Origin of the sequence: Mesorhizobium sp. M0676 (assembly GCF_040320535.1) — a bacterium.
In the GTDB taxonomy this organism is placed as follows: Bacteria; Pseudomonadota; Alphaproteobacteria; order Rhizobiales; family Rhizobiaceae; genus Mesorhizobium.
This window is the reverse complement of the sequence record NZ_JAMYPU010000033.1, coordinates 14,092-36,961: the sequence shown is the minus strand read 5'-3', so window position 1 is coordinate 36,961 and position 22,870 is coordinate 14,092. Positions and strand designations below refer to the sequence as shown.

Genomic DNA, 22,870 nt, shown 5'->3' with positions numbered 1-22,870 from the left:
ATGCTGCTCAAGGATGAAGTTGGAATGCTGCAACGCGTTCCCTTGTTCTCTGGCATCGAGCCGACAAAGCTCAAGCTGCTCGCGTTCACGTCCGATCGCGTGAACTACAGTGCCGGCCAGATTCTTTTCCGGCAGGGCGACGAGGCAGACGCCGCCTATGTCATCCTTTCGGGCAGCGCGGATATTCTGGTCGATTCCGACAATGGGCCGATCAAAGTTGCCGAATTGCTGCCAAATTCGATCGTTGGCGAGATTGCCATATTGTGCAACAGCTCCCGTACTGCCACCGTCAAAGCGGCAAGTGAGCTGGAGGCCTTGAGAATCCGCAAGGACCATTTCCTGAGGCTTATGAAGGAGTTTCCCGAAATGACCATCGAGATATTGCGGGTTCTTGCCGATAGGCTAAGCAGTACGACCGCGGACCTGATCGACGCACGAACGGCCGAGAGCGATTCACAGTTGCACTGAAGCGGCGAGCCGCTCTGTTTCTTTGTTTTGATGCAGTTTCCGGAACCGTGTCACACCTTTCCTGGAACGACTCTGGCAGCAGTTGGTTGGCTACGATGGGCGAAAGGGTGCATGGACGACGATTTCTTCCTTGTCAGGTTTTGGGGCGTGCGCGGCAGCATTGCGGTGTCGGGGCCAGAATTTGCTCGCTATGGCGGCAACACGATCTGCATCGAGATGCAATGCGGCAAGCATACGCTTCTGTTCGACGCGGGCTCCGGCTTGCGGCCTGCCGGCAGGACGCTTCGGGCGGCGGACGTCACCGATTTCGACCTGTTTTTCACCCATTGCCACTACGACCACGTCATCGGGCTGCCGGCTTTCAAGCCTATTTATGAACGAGGCATCAAAGTTACGCTTTGGTCCGGGCATCTGGCTGGACGCATGACGACGCGGCAGATGGTCGATGAATTCATTCGGCCGCCATGGTTTCCGGTGACACTCGGTGTCTGCAAGGCGAGCCTCGACTGCCGCGATTTCGCATCCGGAGACGTGCTTCGGCCGCGCGAAGGAGTTGTTGTGCGGACCGGTAGTCTTACCCATCCGGGCGGCTGCATCGGCTACCGGGTCGAATGGGGGGGCCGCGTCGTGGCGGTCATCACAGACACCGAGCACGAGCCGGGCAAACTCGATCCGGCGGTGCTCGGCCTGATCGAGAATGCCGACCTCGTCATTTACGATTGCACCTACACCGAGGAGGAAATGGAGCGCTACCGCGGTAACGGGCACTCGACATGGCAACAGGGCGTCAAGCTCTGCGAGGCGGCCGGCGCGCGCGGGCTTGCGCTGTTTCACCACGATCCGGCACGCACCGACGATGAGCTGGACGAGATGGAGAAACTGGCCAAAGACAGATTTGCCGGCGCTTTTGCGGCGCGGGATGGCCAGACGCTCACATTTCCAGTCTTGCACAAAAAGCGCTGAGCTATTTTCCGGCGCTGCGTTCTGTCAGTGTGCTGATCGGAAGCCATGCGCAGCCTTCTGCCCGCGCGGTGATCGTGAACAGCCGTTCGAGGAAAAGCCAGGCCGATTCATCATGGACGAGATGGTGGGTGAGCAGGCCGACCGGTTCGCCGCCGCCGAATGCACGCTGCAATTGCGCGACGATGGCCTGAACCAACAGACCATGATCGCGGCAGCCGCGCGTGCCATGCCAATCCATGATGTCGACATTGCTGTTGATGACCGCCAGGGAAGCCGGCCTTGGCGGCCCGAACACCGACAATGCCGCAAATCCTATCGATCGGAGGTCGGGTACCAGGCCGGCGTCGATCCGGTTCCAGGGCGGCACCAGCATCGGAACCGCACGTGCGCCGTGCAGGCCGCTTACACGCGACAGCCCGCCGGCCAGCTCATCCAGCACCACCTCGCGTGGCCGATGCGCGCCAAGCTCCTGCTTTTTTTGACCCTCGGGCGCATGATTTCGGTGCGCCCAGCCATGAATGGCGACCGTGGCATGCGGCGCCGCGTCAAGCCGGACGACAAGCGTCCCGTCGGTCCGGGCCGGAATGACGGCCAGAGTGACCGGCACCGCGAAGTCACCGGTGAGGTCGAGCAACCGATCGAGCGCCGGCGTCGGATCCACGGCGTCATCGTCGCGCAGCCAGAACTCTGCCTTGCGGCCCGCCCGTTGCCGGTGCGCCAGCTCGTCCACCAGGGGCTGCCAAGTCGGGTCGGATGTCATGACAACGGGATCATCTTGAGAAGTTCGGCCAGGCGGGCCTTTGCAGCACCGAGAGAGCGTTCTTCGAGAACGAAACGTCTGGCCTCTGCAGCCATGATGGTTCTTTCATCATTATTGGCCAGAAGCCTTGCAATTGCGGAAGCGAACGCCGCCACATCGCCTGGCGGGGTGAGAAACCCGGTCTGGCCATGCCGCACGACCTCCGGCACGCCGGCAATGTCCTGAGCCACCACCGGAAGGCCGGCGGCCTGTGCTTCAAGATAGGCAATGCCATAGGCCTCGCCGTAACCCGGCCAGACGTAGATTCCCCCGCGATAGAGGACATCCGGCACGGCGACCGGCTCAATCGCGCCAAGCCATTCGATACGGTCGGCGGGCAAGCCGGCGAATTGCGCCTTTACCTCGTCACGGGCAGGTCCGTCCCCGACGACCGACAGCGTCCAGGGGAGGTGGCCGATCAACCCGAGCGCCTGCGCCAGCATGCGATAGCTCAAGACCTTGTCGCCCGGGCGCATCATGGCGACGGTCACGAGGCGCATCGGATAATCCAGTACCGGCATTTCGTGGAATGCCGATGTGTCGATGAAGGGTGAAAGCATACCGAGAGCGGCGTGGGGAACAGCATCCGCCAGCCCCTGGCGATCCCTTTGCGTGAAGCAGATGTTCAGCGCCGCCTGCTCGATGGCTCGCGCCACCAATGCCTGGCTATCGGCCCACGAACCGGCGTTGCGCCGTTCGGAATAGGAGGCTTCGGCCGTCACATAGGGGACAGCAAAGGCCAACGCCAGCTCGGGCCCGATCAGGTCGGGCGCCTTGTAGTAGGGATGATAGGAGAACCAGAGATCGGGCTTGCCGTCACGGTCCCAAAGCCTTGTCAGTCGCGCGGCTTCGTCCCGGGCCTCGATCATGAGCGCATCGAAACTTTTCGGTTCCGGCTGGCGTAGATAGAAGCGCAACTCCGATGCCAGTTCGACGCTATGCCCGCCATGCTGCAGCGCCTGGACCAGCATCCGTGCCATCTGGCGGTCGCCGGAGACAACGGGATGATTGGGCGACTTCAGCGGGGCGTAGAAGGCAATTCGCATCGCGCGATCCTATCATCGCAAAGCCTGCCCAAGTCAATTTCGAGGCATGATCGACTTCACCTTCAAGCGCTGGAATGTGCTATCTGATGCTTATGGAAACAGCTGTCGCGTCCGACCCGTTCGTCGCTTCTTTGCCGGTCTTCGCAAAGTTCGAAAGCGTTGCCGATATCGACAACTATCGGCCTCTCCCCGATGGCTGGGCGCTGGCCACCGCCGACATCGTCGGCTCGACCAAGGCGATCGAAGCCGGGCGCTACAAAACCGTCAATATGGCCGGCGCCAGCGTCATTTCGGCGCTGCTCAATGCACTGGGCCGGCAAGATCTTCCCTTCGTCTTCGGCGGCGACGGCGCGCTCGTGGCGTTTCCCGGCTCGGCGCTGGAGATCGCCCGTAACGCGCTGGCTTCTGTCCAGACATGGGTGGCGGACGAACTGGACCTGACCTTGCGTGCCGCAATCGTGCCGATAAAGGACATAAGAGCGCAAGGCCTCGACGTTCGCGTGGCGAGGTTCCAGGCCTCCGAAGCAGCCTTCTATGCCATGTTCGCCGGCGGCGGCGGCAGTTGGGCGGAAGCCGAAATGAAAGCCGGGCGCTACCGCGTCGACCCCGCCCCGGCCGGCGCGCGGCCGGATCTGACCGGCCTCTCCTGCCGCTGGAACCCGATCGAAGCCCGGCATGGCGAAATTGTCTCGATCATAGCCGTGCCCGGGGCATCGCGCGACTTGCGTGGTTTCCAGTTTCTGGCTTCCGACATCATCACCCTTGCCGGCAGGCAGGAGCGCGATGGCCACCCGGTGCCGGTGGACGGTCCGGCCTATAGTCTCTTGCCCGCCGGTCTCGATGTCGAGGCACGGGCCACGGCGCCGCCGGGGCGGCGGTGGCTGGCCAAGCTGTGGGTGATCTTCCTGATGACGCTTACGGCCGTCACCGACAAATTGGGCTGGACGATCGGCGGTTTCGATCCGAAGGTCTACAAGCGCGAGGTGGCCAGCAATTCGGATTTCCGCAAGTTCGACGACGGCTTGAAGATGACCATCGACGTCGACGCGGATGTGTTGCAGCGGATCGAGAACCGGCTGAAACAAGCGGAAGAGGCCGGCATCTGCAACTATGGCCTTCACCGCCAGAAGTCGGCCTTGATGACATGCCTCGTCATCTCGCCGCTGCAGCGCGATCATGTTCACTTCATCGATGGCGCCGCCGGCGGCTATGCAATGGCTGCCGCAAGCCTGAAGGCGAAGGCGCCGGTCTGATGACGGCTTGGGGAATCGATTTTCCGCAATGCGCCGCGGCCATGGTTCTTGAGACCCGGCGAGCCCAACGGTGCCTGAGCCGACCAATTATTTGCGCGATGTCAGGATCGGGATTGCACTTCGCCGGCAGCCTCGCCACATAGTGTTGCAGGTGATTTGTGCGGTCGACGTCTGCTTGCTTCCTGCAAGGACAGTCATTCGGGATATTCTTCGCCGGCTTCTGCCCCCGAAGCCGGCTTCATTGACTTCGAGAATTTTGCGGATCAAAGGAGATGGCTCGTCTTCGACGGGTTTCGAGATAGCATGAGCACAGCGCAAGCAGAAATTTCCAACATTCTCATGGATAAGGTTGCCGATTGGCTGACCCAATCGGCGCTGGCGGGCGACGACCTGGAAACATTGGTCAAGGGTTTTTGTGAACGGCTGGCTGCTGCCGGCCTGCCGCTGAAGCGGGTGCATTTGAGCTTTTCGATGCTGCATCCGCTTTATGACGCGCTCGGTTTCACCTGGATTCGCGGCCAAGGCCTGGAAGTGGAAGGCTTCCGGAGTGAGAACGGCGTCCATTCCGACAGATTCCTGACCAGCCCATACTACCATCTGCTCAGCAACAAGCTCGACCATCTGCGGCGCCGGCTCGACCCGTCGGTGCGGTCGGAGTTTCCTGTTTTCGATGAGCTCAGGCTTATGGGCGTCACCGATTACATGGCTTTCGTCCATCCCTTCAACGGCGATACAAGTCAGGGCATGTTGGGGTCCTGGTCCACCGACAGTGCTTCAGGCTTCAGCGACAGCATGATTTCGGCGCTGCTGCGGATCCAGAACCATCTCGCCATAGCAAGCAAGATGGCGGTGCTCACCAAGCTCGCCGACAACATGATGACCACGTATCTCGGCGGTGACGCCGGCAGGCGCGTGCTGGACGGCCAGATCAAGCGCGGCGAGGGCGACACAATCCGGGCCGCGCTGGTGATGGGCGATATGCGCGGGTCGACAAGGCTCGCCGAAACCTCCGGCCGCGAAGTCTATATCGATACGCTGAACCAGTTTTTCGATGCCATCGCAGCACCTTTCAATCGCAAAGGCGGGCAGATCATGAGTTTCCTGGGGGATGGATTCATTGCCGTCTACCCCTGCGAAAGGCACCGGGCGCAGTCAGAGATCGCCTGCCAGGCTGCTCTTGCGGCTGCGCACAAGGCCAGCATGCGCATGATGGAGCTCAATCTGCGCAGAAAAGAGCAAGGACTGGGCGACATAAAATTTGGTATCGGCCTGCATGTCGGCAATGTGATGTTCGGCAATGTCGGGCTTACCGACCGACTCACATTCTCCGTCTTCGGCTCGGCTGTAAACGAGGTCCAGCGTCTCCAGACCCTCACCAAGAAATATCCGCACAGCGTTCTCGCCAGCAAGGACTTCGCCGGTTATTGCGGGGCCAACAGTTGGCTGACGCTCGGCGAGGAGGAACTGGCGGGCAGCAAGCAGAAGCTGACGGTGCTTTCACCCGATCTGTCGGGTGCTCTCGCACTCGATGAAGACGCTGCGCTGCAGCCGTTTCACGATCGGATATCGGACGCCGAGCAGGTCATGCTACTTCATCGCGATGCCGCGCGGCTGTCGGCAGGCGACCGGAGGAAGCTCCAGTAGTCACCACCATCCGATCTGGACGCCCTGGTATGCTGTCCGGCCGCCGGTCGCCGGGGAATTCGTTTCGAATCCAAGTTGCTCTGCGCTGACAATGCGCTAGTCTTGCTTTTTGGGGCCGGTCGGGAGGCGCCAGATTGGGGCTGGTGTGGGAATGGATGCAGGCGTTGATCTGCTGCGGATCGAGGATGTTGGCATCTCTTTTGCCATTGTCGGGGGACCGTTGCATGCCGTCAGGCGGGCAAATCTTCGCGTCCTGCCCGGCAAGGTCACCGCACTTGTCGGTGAGTCCGGTTCCGGAAAATCGGTTCTCAGCCAGGCGGTGATGGGCATCTTGCCGAACACGGCCCATGTTCGCGGCCGTATCCTGTTTTCCGATCCCAAAAAGCCCGGCACGACGCAGGATATCCTGCAGATGCCGCGAGACGGACCCGAAATCCGGGCGTTGAGAGGCAGCCGCATCGGCAAGATCTTTCAGGAGCCGATGACATCGCTGTCGCCGCTGCACACGATCGGCAACCAGGTCAGCGAATCCCTGCAGATTCATACGCACATGGATCGGACGGAGCGCAAGGCACGGACCGAGGAAATGCTCGGCCTCGTCGGGTTTCCCAATCCCAAGCGCGCCTACGACATGTATCCATTTGAACTTTCGGGAGGATTGCGGCAACGCGCCATGATCGCCATGGCGCTTATCTGCCGGCCCGCTCTGTTGATCGCCGACGAGCCAACGACGGCGTTGGATGTCACCATCCAGGCGCAAATCCTGCAATTGCTTCGTGGGCTCCAGACCAAGCTCAACATGGCAATGCTGCTGATCACGCACGACCTCGGCGTGGTCGCCAATGTCGCCGACGAGGTGGTCGTCATGTACCATGGCGAGATCATGGAAGCAGGCCCTGTGGAGGCAATATTCCGCCGGCCAGGCCACCCTTACCTGAAGGGCCTCATGGCAGCCGTTCCGCATTTCGACCTGAAGCCTGGCGAAAGGCTGAAGGCGCTCCGCGAGGTGCCGGTGAATGTTGGGACCCTGCTGGGCAAGCAGACGGCGCCGGAAGCGAAAGGGCCGGACGACATTCTGCTGTCGGTCAGGGATCTGAAAAAGGTCTACACCATCCGCAACTCCGGATGGTTCAGCGGGAGCCATCAGACCTCTGTTCGCGCCGTGGACGGCGTGAGCTTCGACATCAGGCGGGGTGAGTGCCTGGGCCTGGTTGGCGAAAGCGGCTGCGGCAAAACCACCGTCAGCAAGATCCTGATGCGGGCCGTCACCCCTACCGGCGGCTCCGTGATCTTCAACGGCCGCGACGGACCGATCGACGTCCTGGAAGCAGAGGGAGACGCCCTGCGCTTGCTGCGGGCGAAACTCCAGATGGTCTTCCAGGATCCGGTTTCGTCGCTTTCGCCTCGCATGACAGTGGAAAACATCTTGAGCGAGCCGCTGGAAATCCATCAACGTGGCAATGCCGCGTCCCGGCTAGCCACAGTCAAGAGCCTGATGCAGGCAATCGGGCTCGATCCGCGCTTCATCCAGCGTTATCCCCACAGCTTCTCCGGCGGGCAGCGTCAGCGTATCGGCATTGCGCGCGCCTTGGCGCTGGGGCCTGAACTGCTGATCTGCGACGAGCCGGTTTCGGCGCTCGATGTCTCCGTGCAGGCGCAGATCCTGAACCTTCTGAAGGACCTGCAGAAGGAACTGGGCCTGACCTACCTGTTCATATCCCACAATCTGGCGGTGGTGGACTACATGGCGGACCGCATCGCGGTGATGTGCGGCGGGCGTATCGTCGAGCTTGCACCGCGCGAAATTCTGCTCAGGAAACCGATCCACCCCTACACGCGCTCACTGCTCGCCGCAGTCCCCTTCCCCGATCTCGACCGGCCGATGGATTTCAAGACGCTGAAGCTCGGCGGCGCTTCCGACACCAGCGCATGGGGCCCGCAATTCCGCGACGAGGGCGAAGAGGATATGCTGTCGCCGCTCGATCTCGGCGGCGGCCATCTCGTGCTGGCCCGACGTTCGGCCGATGTCAGCGAGTTACGCCATTGATCAGCCGCCGCACTGTCCTTGGTCTCATGGCTTCGGCATTTCTGCCGGGCACGGCGCGCGCCGGCGATCTGGAGCCGGATTTTCTTCAGCCGCAGCTGAAAGCCAGGGCTCTGCCGCCCCTCGCGGAGCGCCTGCCCAAAAGCCCGCGCGCGTTGAACCTCGCGGCGATGGGCCGGCAGCCCGGCCAGTATGGCGGCACGCTGCGTACGATCATCGGCAGCCAGAAAGATATCCGGATGATGACGATCTACGGGTATTCCCGGCTGGTCGGCTATGACGAAAAGCTTAACTTTCAGGCCGACATTCTCGAAAGTTTCGACGTAAAGGATGATCGCGTCTTCACGTTCAAGATTCGTGAAGGCCATAAATGGTCAGACGGCAGCCTGCTGACGCCGGAGGATTTTCGTTATTGCTGGGAAGATGTCTGGCTGAACGATGAGCTTTCGCAAGGGGGGCTCGCCCCTGCCCTGCTGGCGGACGGCAAGCCGCCACGTTTCGAGATCGTCGATCCATTGACGGTGCGCTACAGTTGGGACGCGCCCAATCCCGACTTCCTGCCCAAACTTGCCGCTGCTTCGCCGACACCGCTTGTTTTGCCAGCCGCTTATCTCAAGCAGTTCCACAAGAAATATCAGGATCCATTCCGGCTCGCCGGCCTGATGAAGGAGAACCGGACCGCAAAATGGACGCTGCTGCACATCCGCATGTCGCGGCAGTATCGCCCGGAGAACCCGGATCTGCCGACACTCGACCCCTGGCAGAACCGGACCAAGCCGCCGGCCGAGCAGTTCATCTTCGAGCGCAACCCGTTCTTTCATCGAACAGACGAGAACGGCCGGCAACTGCCCTATGTCGACCGGATCATCATGAATGTCAGCTCGTCGGCGATCATCTCCGCCAAGACCGGTGCGGGCGAGAGCGACCTGCAATGCATGGGAATCGACTTCAGCGATTACTCCTTCCTGAAGGACGCGGAGAAGCGCTACCCGGTGAAGATGCATCTGTGGAAACGCACACAGGGTTCGCGGCTGGCGCTCATGCCCAATCTGAATTGTGCCGACCCGGTGTGGCGCGGCCTTTTGCGTGACGTGCGCGTGCGCCGCGCCCTTTCGCTCGCTGTGGACCGGCGCGAGATCAACATGGCCGTCTTCTACGGATTGGCGCAGGAAAGCGCCGATACGGTCTTGCCGGAGAGCCCGCTCTACCGGCCGGAATTCGCGAAAGCCTGGGTCGCCCACGATCCCGACCAGGCCAATGCACTGCTTGACGAGGTCGGGCTTCAGGCCCGTGACGATGACGGCCTGCGGCTACTTCCCGATGGACGCCCGGCGCAGATCATCGTGGAAACGGCCGGCGAAAGCACGCTGGAAACCGATGCGCTCGAACTCATCACCGATCACTGGCGCAAGATCGGCATCGCTTTGTTCATCCGGACTTCGCAGCGCGACATCTTCCGCAGCCGTGCGCTTGGCGGCCAGATCCTGATGTCGATGTCGTCGGGCATCGACAATGGCGTGCCGACCGCCGACATGAATCCATACCAGCTGGCCCCCACCATCGACGACCAGCTGCAATGGCCGCTCTGGGGCGCTTACTATCTGTCGCATGGCAAGATGGGTGAGGCGCCCGATGTTCCTGAAGTGGTCGAGTTGATGGCTTTGCTCAAGCGCTGGAACGGATCGACCGAATCCAGCGAGCGCGCCGAAATCTGGAACTCGATGCTGTCGATCTACACCGATCAGGTGTTCTCTATCGGTACGGTGAACGAAACACTTCAGCCGATTCTGGTATCCTCGCGGCTGCGCAACCTGCCTGACAAAGCACTCTACGGCTACGACCCGACCTCCTATTTCGGTGTCTATTTGCTGGACACATTCTGGCTTGGAGGCTCCTGAGCGTGCTTCGATATCTTGTCTGGCGCATCGCCGTGATGGTTCCAACGCTGCTGGTCATATCGGCGCTGGTGTTCACCATCATCGAACTTCCACCGGGCGATTATTTCGACAGCTATGTCGCTGAGCTTCGGGCCCAGGGCGAAGCGGTGGATTCCGACCGCATCCAGATGATGCGCAAGGAATATGGTTTCGACCAGCCGCCGGTCATTCGCTACTTCTACTGGGTGGGCGGGATGCTGCACGGCGATTTCGGCTATTCCTTCGAATATGAACTGCCGGTTCGCGACGTCGTCGGCGACCGAATGTGGCTGACCGTGCTGGTTTCCTTCGTCACGATCATCTTCACCTGGCTCATCGCCTTTCCGATCGGCATGTACTCCGCCACGCATCAATACAGCTGGGGCGACTACGGCCTGACTTTCTTCGGCCTTCTCGGCCTTGCCATTCCGAATTTCATGCTGGCGCTGATCCTGATGTATTTCGCCAACATCTGGTTCGGCACGTCCATCGGCCACCTCATGGACCAGCAATATCTCGGCGAGCCGATGAGCTGGGCCAAGGCGAAGTCGATCCTCGCCCATCTCTGGATCCCGGTCCTGATCATCGGCACCGGCGGCACGGCGAGCATGATCCGGCGGCTGCGCGCCAATCTGCTCGACGAACTGCACAAGCAATATGTCGTTACGGCGCGCGCCAAGGGCCTGCATCCGTTCAAGGCGCTGGTCAAATATCCGCTGCGCATGGCGCTCAATTTCTTCATTTCCGACATCGGCTCGATCCTGCCGGCCATCATCTCCGGCGCTGAGATCACGGCTATCGTTTTGTCTTTGGAAACGACCGGGCCGATGCTGATCAAGGCGCTGCAAAGCCAGGATATGTATCTGGCAGGGTCATTCCTGATGTTCCTTGCCTTCCTGACGGTTATCGGCGTGCTGATTTCCGACCTGGCGCTGGCGCTGCTTGATCCACGAATTCGTTTGCAGGGTGGCAGCACCAAATGAAGCAGGACTCGCCGCTGCCCGCTCCGGGTGCTCCACTGCAACACTACGTTTCCGGCGCGCCCTTCGACCTGCAGTCGGTCGAGGCGATGACGCCGGAGCAATCGAAGGTCTTTCAGGCATCGCAGTTGCGGCTGATGTGGTGGAAATTCCGCAAACACCGGCTTGCGCTTATATCCGGCATATTCCTGGCAGTGCTGTATTCCGGGATACTGATCTGCGAGTTCCTGGCGCCCTACAATCTGCACTCGCGCAACATGGACTACATCTATGCGCCGCCGCAGCACGTGCACCTGTTCCACAATGGCGAGTTCGTCGGGCCGTTCGTCTATGGCCGCCAGATGACGCTGGATATGGACACGCTCAAGCGGAACTACATCGAGAACCACGACGATGTTCAGCGGCTCCGTTTCTTCTGCAAGGGCGACACTTATCGGTTCTGGGGCCTGATCGAAGGTGACAGGCATTTTGTCTGTCCTGCCGAAAACGGGCAGCTGTTTCTGGCCGGCACCGACAGGCTGGGGCGCGACGTGCTCTCGCGCATGATCTATGGCGCACGCATTTCACTGACTATCGGCCTCGTCGGCATCAGTTTCAGCTTCCTGCTCGGCATCGTCATCGGCGGACTGGCCGGCTATCACGGCGGTATCTTCGACCTGATCGTCCAACGGATAATCGAAGTCCTGCAATCGATTCCCAGCATTCCGCTATGGCTGGCCCTGGCGGCGATCATGCCGATAACCTGGAGTCCGATCCTGATCTATTTCGGCATCACCGTCATCCTCGGGCTGCTCGACTGGACCGGACTGGCGCGGGCCGTGCGTTCAAAGCTTCTGGCCTTGCGCGAGGAGGATTACGTTCTGGCGGCGCAGTTGATGGGCGCCGGAAGCAGCCGCATCATCAGGCGGCATCTCATTCCCGGCTTCATGTCGCATCTGATCGCGACGGCGACGCTCTCCATCCCTGGCATGATCCTGGGCGAAACGGCGCTGAGCTTCCTCGGGCTCGGCCTGAGGGCGCCGATAACCAGCTGGGGCATCCTGCTCACCGAGGCGCGCAGCGTCAGCGTGATCGCGTTCTATCCATGGCTGCTTTTGCCGATGCTGCCGGTCATCCTCGTTATCATGGCGTTCAACTTCCTCGGCGACGGCTTGCGGGACGCCGCAGACCCCTACAAGTGATATCGCTGTTCCACCGCGCGGCCTGCCGAACACTCCACCCGGTATGACGCTTGTCGGCGGCCGGTTGCGTTATTGCAGGGTTCGTCGTTCGCCTTTATATGCAGCAAGCCTCGATCGGGGCTGCTGGTTCAGGACACACAATCGCATATGAGTCGCCTCGATAATTTCATCAGCAGGATGACCGCGCAGCGCGACATTCTCAATCGAATCTGCCCCGAGGTGGCGAAGATGGAGGGGCTTGTGCTTGAGCTCGGCCTCGGCAATGGCCGGACATTCCACCATCTGCGCGAGCTTCTGCCCGGGCGCCGGATCGTGGTGTTCGACCGCGAAGTTGGCGCGCACACTAGCTCAATTCCCGAAGCTGAAAACCTCGTGCTCGGCGAAATACGCGAGACGGGCCGCAAGTTCATTGGCATCGAAGCCGCCCTTGTTCATGCCGACATTGGCACCGGCTATGACGATCGCGATGCAGTGACCGCTACCTGGCTTCCCGATCTGATTGCGAGCCTGCTTCGCGTCGGCGGCTTCGCGGTCAGTGGCACGCCGCTCGATCACCCGCAGCTGCAACACCTCCCGGCGCCCACTTCGGAGCCCGCCGACCGTTATTTCCTCTGCAAGCGCGTGTGAGCGGTAGAGAACTCTTCAGGGGATCGTATAAACCGCAATCTCCCGCTCGATGCCGCGCAGCGAGACCTCGTGCGGCACGGGCGTCAGCGCGTTCCTGTGCAACAGATCGGCGGTGAGATTGTCGTCGACCACCGCACGCGTGGCGAAGATCGCCTGTGCGTTGGCGAGGTTCTGCACCCGCGAAGCAATGTTGACCGTCTGGCCGAAATAATCCTGCCGCTCGTTCATGGACACGGCTATGCAGGGGCCGGCATGAACACCGATCTTGAGCAGAAGGTCCTCGCGCCCGCTTTTGTCATTGAGCGCCCGCATGGCGTCGCGCATCCGCAGCGCCGCGGCAATCGCACGGTCAGGCGTCGCGAAGGTCGCCATCACCGCATCGCCGATCGTCTTCACAACCGCCCCTGCCTCCGCCGCGACGATCTCGTGCAGAACCTGGAAGTGCTCGCGTACGAGATCGAAGGCTGAAAGATCGCCCACCCGCTCGTAAAGCTCGGTCGATCCGCGCAGATCGGTGAACAGGAAGGTCAGGCTGGTGATCTTCAGGCGCTGGTTGATGTCGAGCGTATCCGTGCGATAGAGATCCCGGAACGTCTGGTTGGTGAGCAGGCGCTTGGCGGTCACGAAGGGCCGGCGCTTGCCCAGGAAATCATGCAATACCGGGCAGGCGATGAAGACCGTCGGCAGCACGCGCGTGTCGGTCCTGTTTTCCAGCGAAATGCGCAATGGGCCGGGTTGCATCTCCAGCGTCTGGCTCTGGACATGGTCGCGGTCGAAGGCCAGAGAGAGGTTTCGCCGCTCTTTTGCCGGTTCGCCCTTCGCGTCGATGAACTGGGCCGAATGCGTGACCGGCTCGAAGACGATGATGAATTGGGGCGGAAGCTGGATGTGCAGAACCGCCTTTTCACCGGGCGCAAGCTCGATATCTTCCAGCGAGAACGCTTCCATCTTTTCCGCCAGATCCTCGTCCGGCAGATCGGCCCCGGACGCCCAGTAGATCTGGCGGTAATATTCCACCAACGGCAGTTCGTGTGGATTGTGGGCGGCAATCCTGCGCACGCGGGGACTGACGGTGAATGTCACCTCGACCATCTCGTCGAGTGTCGGCGAATAGCCCTGGGAGCACAGCGCGCAGCTGTATTCGTCCTTCTGCATGGTTTTCAGCGTGGCGTTGGTGTCGAGCACGCCGCCACAGCCGGGGCACAGAACATTCCAGGAAATGTCGAAGATGCCCACCCGCGCCGCATGGAGAAAGGCGCTTATGGTGCGTTCCTCGTCGAGGCCATGCTTGCTGGCGAAGGCCAGCGCATTGATGCGGCAAAGTTCGCGGTCCTTGCCCTCGGCGATGGTTTGCCGGATTGCGTCGATTGCCTGCGGATCGACATCGGTCGATTGCCGCAGAAGCGAGAACAGATCCTGAGCTTCGGTCATCGTGCAGGCTCCGGAAATTGCGCCGCTAGAGCATGATGCCGAAAAGTGTGAAGCGGTTTTCGGACGACATCATGCTCTTCCTGATTCAGAGGCGGATTCAGATTTCAGGTCGGACAGACCTGAAATCATCCGGCTCTAGGCGTGTTGGCCGGACCGATCTTCGACCCGAACGCTCCATCCTACTGCTAAACGGACCGTACGGCCATTCGAATGGACAAGCCTGGTGACAGGTCAATTTCCATTTGTTGAATTCCAAACTATGATAGCCCATGGGGCATTCATCTCTGGGGTTTTCTCCATGCCGACACGCGACAACCCGCCATTTCCGGCGGCCCTGCGCCTTTTCTCGGCGGGGGTCATCATCGTCCTGATCGTCGGGGCCGGCCTGTTTTTCGCGCCTGCGCTGGTCAAGCCGCGCTGGCCCTGGGCCGTCACGCCGTTCAATGCCCGCTTCCTCGGCGGCTTCTACACCGCCGAAATGGCAGTGATGGCGGCGCTGCTGGTCTGGAATCGCTGGTCGCCCGGCAGGCTCGTGCTGGTCATGGCCTTCATCTTCACCGTCATCGTGTCGGCGGCTTCGTTCATCAATCTCGGTTATTTCAACTTCGAGCGCAAAGCCCCCTGGCTCTGGTTTCTGGTCTATCTTGCGTCAGCCGCGGTATCCGGGCTGTTCCTGTGGCGGGCAAGGGCCCGCCCTTCTGCAAAAGGCGTGATCTTGAACCCCGCATGGCGCGCCTACCTACCGGTGGAAATGACGATCCTCGGGGCCTACGGCGTCGGCCTGTTGCTGTTTCCCCTGACATTCGGTGGCTTCTGGCCATGGCCGATCGATGCTTTTCACGCCCAGGTCTACAGCGCCATCTTCCTCGCGGGTGCAGGCGGCACCTATCTCGTCTGGAGAAGTGCGCCGCGTGAGGAATTGCTGGTGCTCGGCCTGGCGCAGTTTCTGGTTGGCCTGCTTGCCGTCCTTGGCCTCGTCATCACCGACGCCGCCGTGCACCGGATCGACTGGACGGCGGCCGGGACATTGTGCTGGCTCGCCCTTTTCGGCTGGATCGGCATCAGCGGGATCCTCAAACTCTACGCCGCCCCCCGGCATTTTGCCGCGCAATCGGCATAGGTCGCAGAGACGGCTGGATTTTCAGGTGACGTCCGGTGCATCGTGCCGGGCATATTGCCTCTGTCCTTTGTTCTGACGCAATTCCGGACGGAAAACCGCTCACACTTTTCCTGGAATTGCTATAGCCGGAAAAGCCATGACCAGCACGCCACCCCTAGAGAAAATCCAGCCGCAGCTCCGGGCCGTCCGGCCAAGCGATGCCGAGGCGCTTTGCGCTATCTTCAATATGCCGGGCTTCCGCTGGGGCACGCTCAGGATGCCGTTCGAGATGGTGGAGCAGGTGGAGCGGCGCATCGCCAAGTCCGGCCCGGAAACCACCTGGATCGTTGCCGAGCTGGACGGCAAGGTTGTCGGCCATGGCAGCCTGATCGCACAGGGTTCGCCGCGCCGCTCGCATATCGGCGAGATCAATATCGGCCTCGATGATGGCTTTGTCGGCAGGGGCATCGGCTCTGCCATCCTTGGCGCGCTGCTTGACGTGGCCGACAATTGGCGCGCCCTGAAGCGGGTCGAATTAAGCGTCTATGCCGACAACGAACCGGCCATCCGTCTCTACACAAGCCACGGCTTCGAGGTCGAAGGCCGGCATGTGAAGGCCGGTTTTACCGACGGGCAGTACCACGACCTCCTGAGCATGGCCCGGCTGCGGTTCTGATGACCACCGTCCCTGCCCTTGCCCCTCCGGTGGACATTTTGGCTGTGCTGTCGCTGCTCTGCCCGGAGGTCGTGCGTGACATCGAGCAGAACTGGAATGCGCCGGTTTCCGATTATGCCCGCCATCTGTGGCGGCCGGTGGCAAGGCCTGCATCGGCCCTGTCGATCGCTGCCCGCTCGATCCTGCGCGACGTCCTGCAGCAGCGCCTCGGTGCGATCATGCAGCCCGAAGCGATCGACAAGGCCCTCGACGAATTCGACCACAGACCGGTTATCCAGTCCGGCCTGCACTGCCTGCTTCTGATGGATCGCATCACCTTCGATGCCCTGCTGCTTGCCTGGCTCGGCGCGGTCGAAAACGGGCTGTCGGCTTTTTTCGGCTTCATGGGAACGACCATGACCATGGAGACAACCGGCCGGGAGGGGCCGGGATGGCTGGATGTCGGCGACGACAAGGTCAATTTGTTTGGCATGGGCCGCCACAAACTGTGCCGCAAAAGCGCCTGCGCGGCCGGTCCCGTCGCCCTCAACGGGCGCGCGCTCGAAACGGTGGGCAATGAGACGGATGCCAGAAGCTGGCTCGGCACGCTGCTTGCCAGCCAGGACAAGGTATTTGCAACAGCCGCCGATGCGCTGACAGAACTCAACGAGCATCTGGTCGCCGATTGGGATCGTTCCGGCATGGCTCGGCCGGTTTTCGTCGATGATAGGCTGGCCGCGACTGTCGTTTCGCGGCATCTGGAAGATGAAGGCAGCCTTCTTTCCAGGCTGCTCCTCGAGCCCGCAAGGCGCCGGCGTCTCGACCATGCCTTGCAAGAAGCCGCATCGGGCCTATTTGGCAGGTTCCTGCCCAATGCCACGGCCTATTTCTGGGGCATCCGCGAGCAGCGCGTGCGCAAGCTCGTCCTCGAGAACGGGCGGCTGATCGAGCCTGACAGGCCGCATGGTCTTTCCATCCCGTTCGAGCGGCCGCATCTTCAGCAGGCACTGCTCGACGGCATGCTTTTGCCGGACTTGTTCCTGATGTTCCTCGCCCTTGCCATATTGCCGCGCGTGCGGGTCGTGGGCGGCCTGAGACAGATTGGCTATGTCGCGCTTTTCCACTCGATCCTGCTGGCTGCGCTGGATGAAAACGCGCCAGAAGAGCGCGATCTGGCCGCCGAGTTGCAGGTTCGGGAAAATGCCTGGGGCATGCGGGTCATCGATGAAAAGATCTCGGTCCGCGAGCAGCTTGCCGGCCTGCCGGAAGGGGCGCTCTTCCCGGACCTGCTGCGGCAATACCGGTTGCGGACATTTGCCGAGACGACCGACGACCTGAAACCGGTTCGCGAAAACGCCCGATGGCGCAAGATCGGCCGGGCCTCAGGCCTCTGATCCGGCCGGGCTTTAGCCAGTCATTGCACCACGCCGGCCTTGCGGAGCCCCTCGACCATGAGTTCGAAATCGGCAGGGTTCTTGTAAGGCAAGACTTTGCGACGGTGTTCCAGCGAATAGGCGGGATTGACGCGAAGCAGGTCCTGCCATGCCGCATGGGCCTGCTCCAAACGGCCCAGATGGCCGTAGCATGCGGCCAGAAGCGCACGCGAGACGTCGGTGACAGCGTTGCGAGCCAGCCGTTGCAGCAAGAGGTCGACGGCCTCTTCGTACCTTCCCAGTTGAAACGATGCCAAAGCCTGGAAGTGCAGAAGCACATCCGGAAAGTATGGATTCAAGGTCTTTCCCCGGGCGAAACTCTCTAGCGCCTCCGCGGGTCTACCCGAATAATACAGCGCCTCGCCGCGGGCGACGTGCGCTTCGGCGAAGTTCGGATTGAGGGCTATCGCGCGCTCGACCTCGCCGATGGCTTCATCGTGCCGCCGTGTGTAAAGCTTGGCCGATGCCAGTGCCCAGTGCGCCCAGGGATCGCTGCCATCCAGCGTTACCGCTCGCGTTGCTGCCTCTTCCGCTTGCGCCATCGAGTTCGACGCACCCCACCTGTTGAGGTAATCGAGCCCGTGCGTGAGGGCTAGGAAAGCGTGGGCAGAGGCAAATTTCGCGTCCAGTTCGATGGCCCGCTGCAAGAGCTCGCGGGCCGCGACGTTCGTGTCCTTCGTCAGCCGGTGCCACAGCTCCCGGCCCCGCAGGAAACAGTCATACGCCTCCGGGTTGCGCTGGTGTTCGGGCGCCAGCCGCAGACGGTCATCCTCGGTCAGATTGAGCGCCAGCGCACCGACGATGTGCTGCGTCACGTCATCCTGCACGGCGAATATGTCGGTCAGATCGCGATCGAACCGCTCCGCCCAAAGATGGCCGCCTGAGATTGCATCGATGAGCTGCGCGGTGATGCGTACCTTGTTCCCCGACTTGCGTACGCTGCCTTCAAGGACATAGCGCACGCCGAGCTTCGTGCCGACATCCTGCACATGGACGTTCTGGCCCTTGAAGATGAAGGACGAATTGCGAGCGATGACGAAGAGCTGTGACAGTTTGGACAGCGCCGTGATGATGTCTTCGGAGATGCCGTCGGCGAAGTAGTCCTGTTCGGCATCACCGCTCATATTGGCGAACGGCAGCACGGCGATCGACAGTTTCGGCGGCGCTGCCGCAGCCGGAGGGCTCGTCGGGGTTTGCGAGGTCGCGGCCACCTTGGCCCCGGCGCCGACTTGCAGCGAATACACTCGGATCGGCTCGGCGATGTTCTTGAGCTGTGTGCTGCCGAGATCGCTGACCGAGAGGTCAAGCCTGGCCTTGACCTGGCGATAGGCATCCTCGGACAGGCAGATGGCGCCGGGCGCCGCAACGCCCTCCAGACGCGAGGCGATGTTGACGCCGTCACCCATCAGGTCGCCATCGCTCTCTTCGACCACGTCGCCCAGATGGATGCCTATCCTGAACTCGATGCGGCGCTCCTGCGGTACGCCGGCATTGCGCTCAACCATACCGTTTTGAATCTCAACAGCGCAGCGCACGGCATCGACCACACTGCGAAACTCAACCAGTGCCCCATCTCCGGTACGCTTGATAACCCGCCCGTGGTGCACTGCAATGATCGGATCGATCAGGTCGCTGCGCAGTGCCCGCAACCGCGCCAAGGTACGATCTTCGTCCGCGCTCGCGAGCCGGCTGTATCCGACCACATCTGCAGCCAGGATTGCGGCCAGCTTACGGTTCTCGCTCATGGGTCGCCTCCTCATCTCCATCATAGCAGGAAGACGGCGGGACGAGGGAATTTTCGCAAATCACGGCCACGCAGCCGCCCGTATCGGCAGTGCTCCACCGCCGAACCCAGACCGATGCCCATTTGCGCTGCCGCTTGCCGGTTGACGACTATCGGTTCATCCTTGTGAATACCCCGGCCGTGACGAGCGTGGCGAGATCACGCGTCATGGCCCAAGGTCAAAGAGATAGAGCATGATGTCGTCCGAAAATCGCTTCACACTCTTCGGCATCATGCTCTGGTGAGGTGTCCATGAACTGCTCGGGCTGCGGTTTCGAGATCGAGGGCGGTTACGCCTTCTGTCCGAAGTGTGGCCGCCGCCAGCCCGTGCCATGCGCCAGTTGCGGCTACGCCTGCGCACCTGATTTCGAGTTCTGTCCTAAATGTGGGGCAAGCGTCGGTGCGTCCGCAAAAGCTGCCGAACGGCCTGCTCCGACACCAAGCCGCACCATTGCGCAGCCCTCTCGAGCTCCATCGCCGAACATCGAAAGCGAAGAGGGGCCGCATTCCGTCTCCGACGCCGATCGACGAACGGTAACGGTGCTGTTCGCCGATCTCTGCGGCTTCACGACACTCAGCGAGCAGCTCGACCCCGAGGTCATGCAGGCGCTGCAGAACGAACTGTTCAAGGAATTGACGGCGGCCGTGCAAGGCTTTGGTGGTTTCGTCGACAAATTCATCGGCGACGCTCTGCTCGCCTTGTTCGGTGCGCCGGTCGCGCATGAGGACGATCCGGAACGTGCGCTTCGAGCCGCTCTCGACATGATCGCCCGGACGGCGCGGCTCGGTGAAAGCACCCGCCACTCCGGCTCGCCGCTGCTGCTCCACATAGGCATAAACACGGGTCCGGTCGTTACTGGCGGATTGGGCATCGGCACCGCCAAATCCTATTCGGTGACCGGCGACACGGTGAATACGGCGCAACGCCTGCAATCGCTGGCTGCACCGGGTGAGGTGCTGGTGGGCGAACTCACGCACAGGCTGACCCGGCATGCCTTCTCGTACGAGTCGCTGGGCGATGTCGTCTTTCGCGGCAAGGCTGGCAGTGTGCTCGTCCACCGACTGGATGCACCGCTTGCGGCGCCGCGTGCAGCGCGCGGGCTCGAGGCGCTCGGCCTCAGTGCGCCCATAATAGGTCGTGATGCGGAGCTCAACAGAATGCTGGCGAGCCTTGACTTGGCGTGCGGCGGCTCGGCCCAGCTTGTCCGCCTCGTCGGCGAAGCCGGTATCGGGAAGTCGCGGTTGGTGAAGGAGTTCGTCGCCCGCGTCGGCGACGAGGATCGTTTTCGCAACGTCGCCGTGCGGCAGGCCACGTGCTCACCGCTGGGTGAACAATCATTTGGCGCCCTGGGTGCAGTGGTGCGCAGCGCTGCCGGGATGATGCAAAACGACAATGGGGACGAAATGCGGGGCAAGCTCGCAGCCTTGCTTGCCGATCTCGGCCTGCAGGGCGAGGAGGCGAAGCGGCTGATGCCTTTGCTCTACCATGTGCTTGGCCTCGGCGACCCCGATGCCACCTTGCAGCATGTCGAGCCCGAGCAGCTGCGGCGGCAAATTCTCTACGCGGTCCGCACAATCATAGAACGGCGGCTTGCGTTGTCGCCGCTGTTGATTGTCGTCGAAGACCTGCATTGGGCCGACTCCGTCTCGCTCGAGGCACTGCGTTTCGTGATGGACAGACTGGAACGCACGCGGCTGATGTTGCTGGTCACGCATCGTCCGGCGTCGGACAACGACCAACTCGACTCAAGTCGGGTCAGCCACACAGCGCTCAGGCTTTCGCCGCTCGACAGCGATGACGGACGCCGCCTGGTGGCGGCGCTTTTCGGCGAGAGCTGGGTAAACGCCGCAGGAGGGCTTCTCGACCAGATCCTCGAGCGCGCGGGCGGCAACCCGCTTTTCTTGGAGGAGATCGTTCGCGGCCTTATCGATCGCGGTGTATTGGTGCGCGAGGGCCAGCAATGGCGGACCGTGGCAGGCGAAGTCGCAACCGGCATCCCCGCCACGATCCAGGCAATGTTGCTTGCTCGCGTCGACCGGCTGCCGCAAGAGGTGCGCCGGTTGGCCCAGGAAGCCGCGGTAATCGGCCCGCGCTTCGATGCCACGCTTCTGAAAGGCGTGGCAGCCGACCCCGGCCGACTGGAAGCGGGCTGCGAACTGCTTTGCGATGCGGAAATCATCGAGGAAGTTGCCGGATCAGGCTCGGTCTCGTCGCAAAGCTACCGCTTTACGCAAACATTGCTGCAGGACGTGATCTACCAGAATCTGCTCCTGCAACGCCGGACCGACATCCACCGCAGGGTAGGTGCCGCCCTGGAGCAACTGTGCGGCGACAAGCCGGAACGGTTCGAGGATCTGGCCGTGCTCGGTCATCATTTCGCTCAGAGCGCCGAGCGGGAGAGGGGCGCGCATTACCTGCAGGCGGCGGGAGATCGCGCTCGCATGATATACGCCAATGACGACGCCCTTCGTTTCTACGAGCGAGCACTGACTGCGTTGGGCGCGATCGGGCAAACACCGCTCAAACTGGCAATTGCAGAGCGCATTGCCGATTTGAGCGGCCCGGCAGGCCGCCGCGAGATTGCACACCGCCACTACGAGGCGGTGCTGCAGGCCTATCGCGAGTCAGCCGATCGTGTCGCGGCGGCGCGCGTTTTGCGCAAGATCGGTCGGCTGTTTTGGGACGTGGGCAAGCGGGACGACGCGGAATCGCGCTACGCTGAAGCGGCAGCGCTCCTCGATGGAGCGGATGCCCCGATCGAGCAGGCGCATCTCTGGCAAGAACGTGGCCGACAGGCGTTCCGCAGCGGAGATCACACTCTCGCGGCAGAATGGGCAGACGCGGCGCTGGATTGCGTACGCTCTCTGACAACGGAACATGTCTCCGATGATGCCACCCTCGTGACCGCCGAGGCACTTAATACCAAGGCTGTTGCGCTGGCTCGCCTTGGGCGAAACCATGAAGCCGTGCGTGAGGTTGAGCGCAGCATTGAATTGGCCGAAGCCGCCGGTCTGCTGGGCGCGGCCTGCCGCGGCTACACCAATCTCGGGGTGCTCTACACGACCATCGATCCGGCGAAGGCGATGGAGGTCTGTCGGCGCGGTCTTGAAGTGGCGCGCCGTATTGGCGATTTGGGTTTCCAGGCGCGCCTCCTCGCCAATCTGGCGGTAGCTTGTTGTACTTTCACGGATCGCTGTCCAACGGAGGGCGTGCCTGCTGCCGAGAAGGCCATCGAGATTGACCGGGCGCTCGACCAGCGCGAGCACCTGCCAGTGCCGTTGATCGTGCTTGGGCAGATCCACCAGTGCAACGGCCATCCGGAACTGGCGATCGGCTTGTTCCACGAAGCACTGGAGGTAGCCCGCGAAACGGGCGAGCCCCAACTGCTGTTTCCGTGCTATGATGGACTCGCAACGCTTAATCTCGACCTCGACAATCTGGCCGAGGCCGAACGCTACTTTTCCCTGGCGCAGGGTATATGCGCCCAGCACGGGCTCGACCCGGAAGCGCTTGTGGTGCTGCCTTTTCTCGACTAGCCGGGATAGGG

17 protein-coding genes are annotated in these 22,870 nt (G+C 61.8%); 13 read left to right on the top strand and 4 right to left on the bottom strand.

The genetic code is table 11. The features are described from left to right. Positions 1 to 468: a cyclic nucleotide-binding domain-containing protein gene (locus NKI35_RS26910; RefSeq protein ID WP_023672144.1), complete on the top strand. Its 468-nt coding sequence runs from the start codon at positions 1 to 3 to the stop codon at positions 466 to 468. A gap of 111 nt (positions 469 to 579) precedes the next feature. Then, positions 580 to 1,431 (top strand): MBL fold metallo-hydrolase, encoded by an 852-nt coding sequence (locus NKI35_RS26905; RefSeq protein WP_352741842.1) that lies wholly within the window; start codon positions 580 to 582, stop codon positions 1,429 to 1,431. Position 1,432: 1 nt separating this feature from the next. Here the strand turns inward: NKI35_RS26905 and NKI35_RS26900 are convergent, their stop codons facing one another. Both NKI35_RS26900 and NKI35_RS26895 read right to left on the bottom strand, forming a co-directional pair. Continuing rightward, positions 1,433 to 2,191 carry a polysaccharide deacetylase family protein gene (locus NKI35_RS26900; protein ID WP_352741841.1) on the bottom strand — a complete coding sequence of 253 codons (759 nt, stop codon included), beginning with the start codon at positions 2,189 to 2,191 and terminating at the stop codon, positions 1,433 to 1,435. Next, complete coding sequence (locus NKI35_RS26895) at positions 2,188 to 3,276, bottom strand: glycosyltransferase family 4 protein (protein WP_352741840.1); 1,089 nt, start codon at positions 3,274 to 3,276, stop codon at positions 2,188 to 2,190. Before NKI35_RS26895 ends, NKI35_RS26900 begins: the two co-directional genes overlap by 4 nt. Before the next feature lie 74 nt (positions 3,277 to 3,350). Between NKI35_RS26895 and NKI35_RS26890 the strand changes: the two genes are divergently transcribed. The 7 genes from NKI35_RS26890 (at position 3,351) to NKI35_RS26860 (ending at position 12,921) form a co-directional block, all read left to right on the top strand. Further along, positions 3,351 to 4,529, top strand: coding sequence for a DUF3095 domain-containing protein (locus tag NKI35_RS26890; RefSeq protein ID WP_352741839.1), 1,179 nt, complete (start codon positions 3,351 to 3,353; stop codon positions 4,527 to 4,529). A 303-nt stretch (positions 4,530 to 4,832) separates the two neighbouring features. Further along, positions 4,833 to 6,173 (top strand): adenylate/guanylate cyclase domain-containing protein, encoded by a 1,341-nt coding sequence (locus NKI35_RS26885; RefSeq protein WP_023672139.1) that lies wholly within the window; start codon positions 4,833 to 4,835, stop codon positions 6,171 to 6,173. 151 nt (positions 6,174 to 6,324) lie between these two features. Next, positions 6,325 to 8,220: an ABC transporter ATP-binding protein gene (locus tag NKI35_RS26880; protein WP_023672138.1), complete on the top strand. Its 1,896-nt coding sequence runs from the start codon at positions 6,325 to 6,327 to the stop codon at positions 8,218 to 8,220. Beyond that, positions 8,217 to 10,115 (top strand): ABC transporter substrate-binding protein, encoded by a 1,899-nt coding sequence (locus NKI35_RS26875; RefSeq protein ID WP_023672137.1) that lies wholly within the window; start codon positions 8,217 to 8,219, stop codon positions 10,113 to 10,115. The genes NKI35_RS26880 and NKI35_RS26875 overlap by 4 nt, the downstream gene beginning before the upstream one ends. A gap of 2 nt (positions 10,116 to 10,117) precedes the next feature. Continuing rightward, a complete protein-coding gene (locus NKI35_RS26870; protein WP_023672136.1) occupies positions 10,118 to 11,116 on the top strand; it encodes an ABC transporter permease in 999 nt (332 codons plus the stop codon). Continuing rightward, entirely contained in the window at positions 11,113 to 12,294 is a 1,182-nt protein-coding gene (locus NKI35_RS26865) for an ABC transporter permease (RefSeq protein WP_352741838.1), read from the top strand. The genes NKI35_RS26870 and NKI35_RS26865 overlap by 4 nt, the downstream gene beginning before the upstream one ends. Before the next feature lie 147 nt (positions 12,295 to 12,441). Further along, the gene (locus tag NKI35_RS26860; RefSeq protein ID WP_352741858.1) at positions 12,442 to 12,921 is read left to right on the top strand and encodes a class I SAM-dependent methyltransferase; all 480 of its coding nucleotides are present in this window, start codon (positions 12,442 to 12,444) and stop codon (positions 12,919 to 12,921) included. Positions 12,922 to 12,936: 15 nt separating this feature from the next. On the opposite strand, the gene NKI35_RS26855 is transcribed toward NKI35_RS26860, so the two are convergent. After that, positions 12,937 to 14,352: an adenylate/guanylate cyclase domain-containing protein gene (locus tag NKI35_RS26855; protein ID WP_352741837.1), complete on the bottom strand. Its 1,416-nt coding sequence runs from the start codon at positions 14,350 to 14,352 to the stop codon at positions 12,937 to 12,939. 298 nt (positions 14,353 to 14,650) lie between these two features. Here NKI35_RS26855 and NKI35_RS26850 point away from each other — a divergent pair, with 298 nt between their 5' ends. The 3 genes from NKI35_RS26850 to NKI35_RS26840 all read left to right on the top strand — a co-directional run bounded on the left by NKI35_RS26850 (position 14,651) and on the right by NKI35_RS26840 (position 17,500). Continuing rightward, the gene (locus tag NKI35_RS26850; RefSeq protein ID WP_023715730.1) at positions 14,651 to 15,472 is read left to right on the top strand and encodes a hypothetical protein; all 822 of its coding nucleotides are present in this window, start codon (positions 14,651 to 14,653) and stop codon (positions 15,470 to 15,472) included. Between the two features lie 136 nt (positions 15,473 to 15,608). Next, positions 15,609 to 16,127 carry a GNAT family N-acetyltransferase gene (locus NKI35_RS26845; protein WP_023816106.1) on the top strand — a complete coding sequence of 173 codons (519 nt, stop codon included), beginning with the start codon at positions 15,609 to 15,611 and terminating at the stop codon, positions 16,125 to 16,127. After that, on the top strand, positions 16,127 to 17,500 hold the full coding sequence (locus tag NKI35_RS26840) for a hypothetical protein (protein WP_031244223.1): 1,374 nt from the start codon (positions 16,127 to 16,129) through the stop codon (positions 17,498 to 17,500). The genes NKI35_RS26845 and NKI35_RS26840 overlap by 1 nt, the downstream gene beginning before the upstream one ends. A 20-nt stretch (positions 17,501 to 17,520) precedes the next feature. Here NKI35_RS26840 and NKI35_RS26835 read toward each other — a convergent pair whose 3' ends face one another. Further along, on the bottom strand, positions 17,521 to 19,284 hold the full coding sequence (locus NKI35_RS26835) for an adenylate/guanylate cyclase domain-containing protein (RefSeq protein ID WP_352741836.1): 1,764 nt from the start codon (positions 19,282 to 19,284) through the stop codon (positions 17,521 to 17,523). Positions 19,285 to 19,574: 290 nt separating this feature from the next. Between NKI35_RS26835 and NKI35_RS26830 the strand changes: the two genes are divergently transcribed. Then, positions 19,575 to 22,859 carry an adenylate/guanylate cyclase domain-containing protein gene (locus NKI35_RS26830; RefSeq protein WP_352741835.1) on the top strand — a complete coding sequence of 1,095 codons (3,285 nt, stop codon included), beginning with the start codon at positions 19,575 to 19,577 and terminating at the stop codon, positions 22,857 to 22,859. Positions 22,860 to 22,870 lie beyond the last annotated feature (11 nt).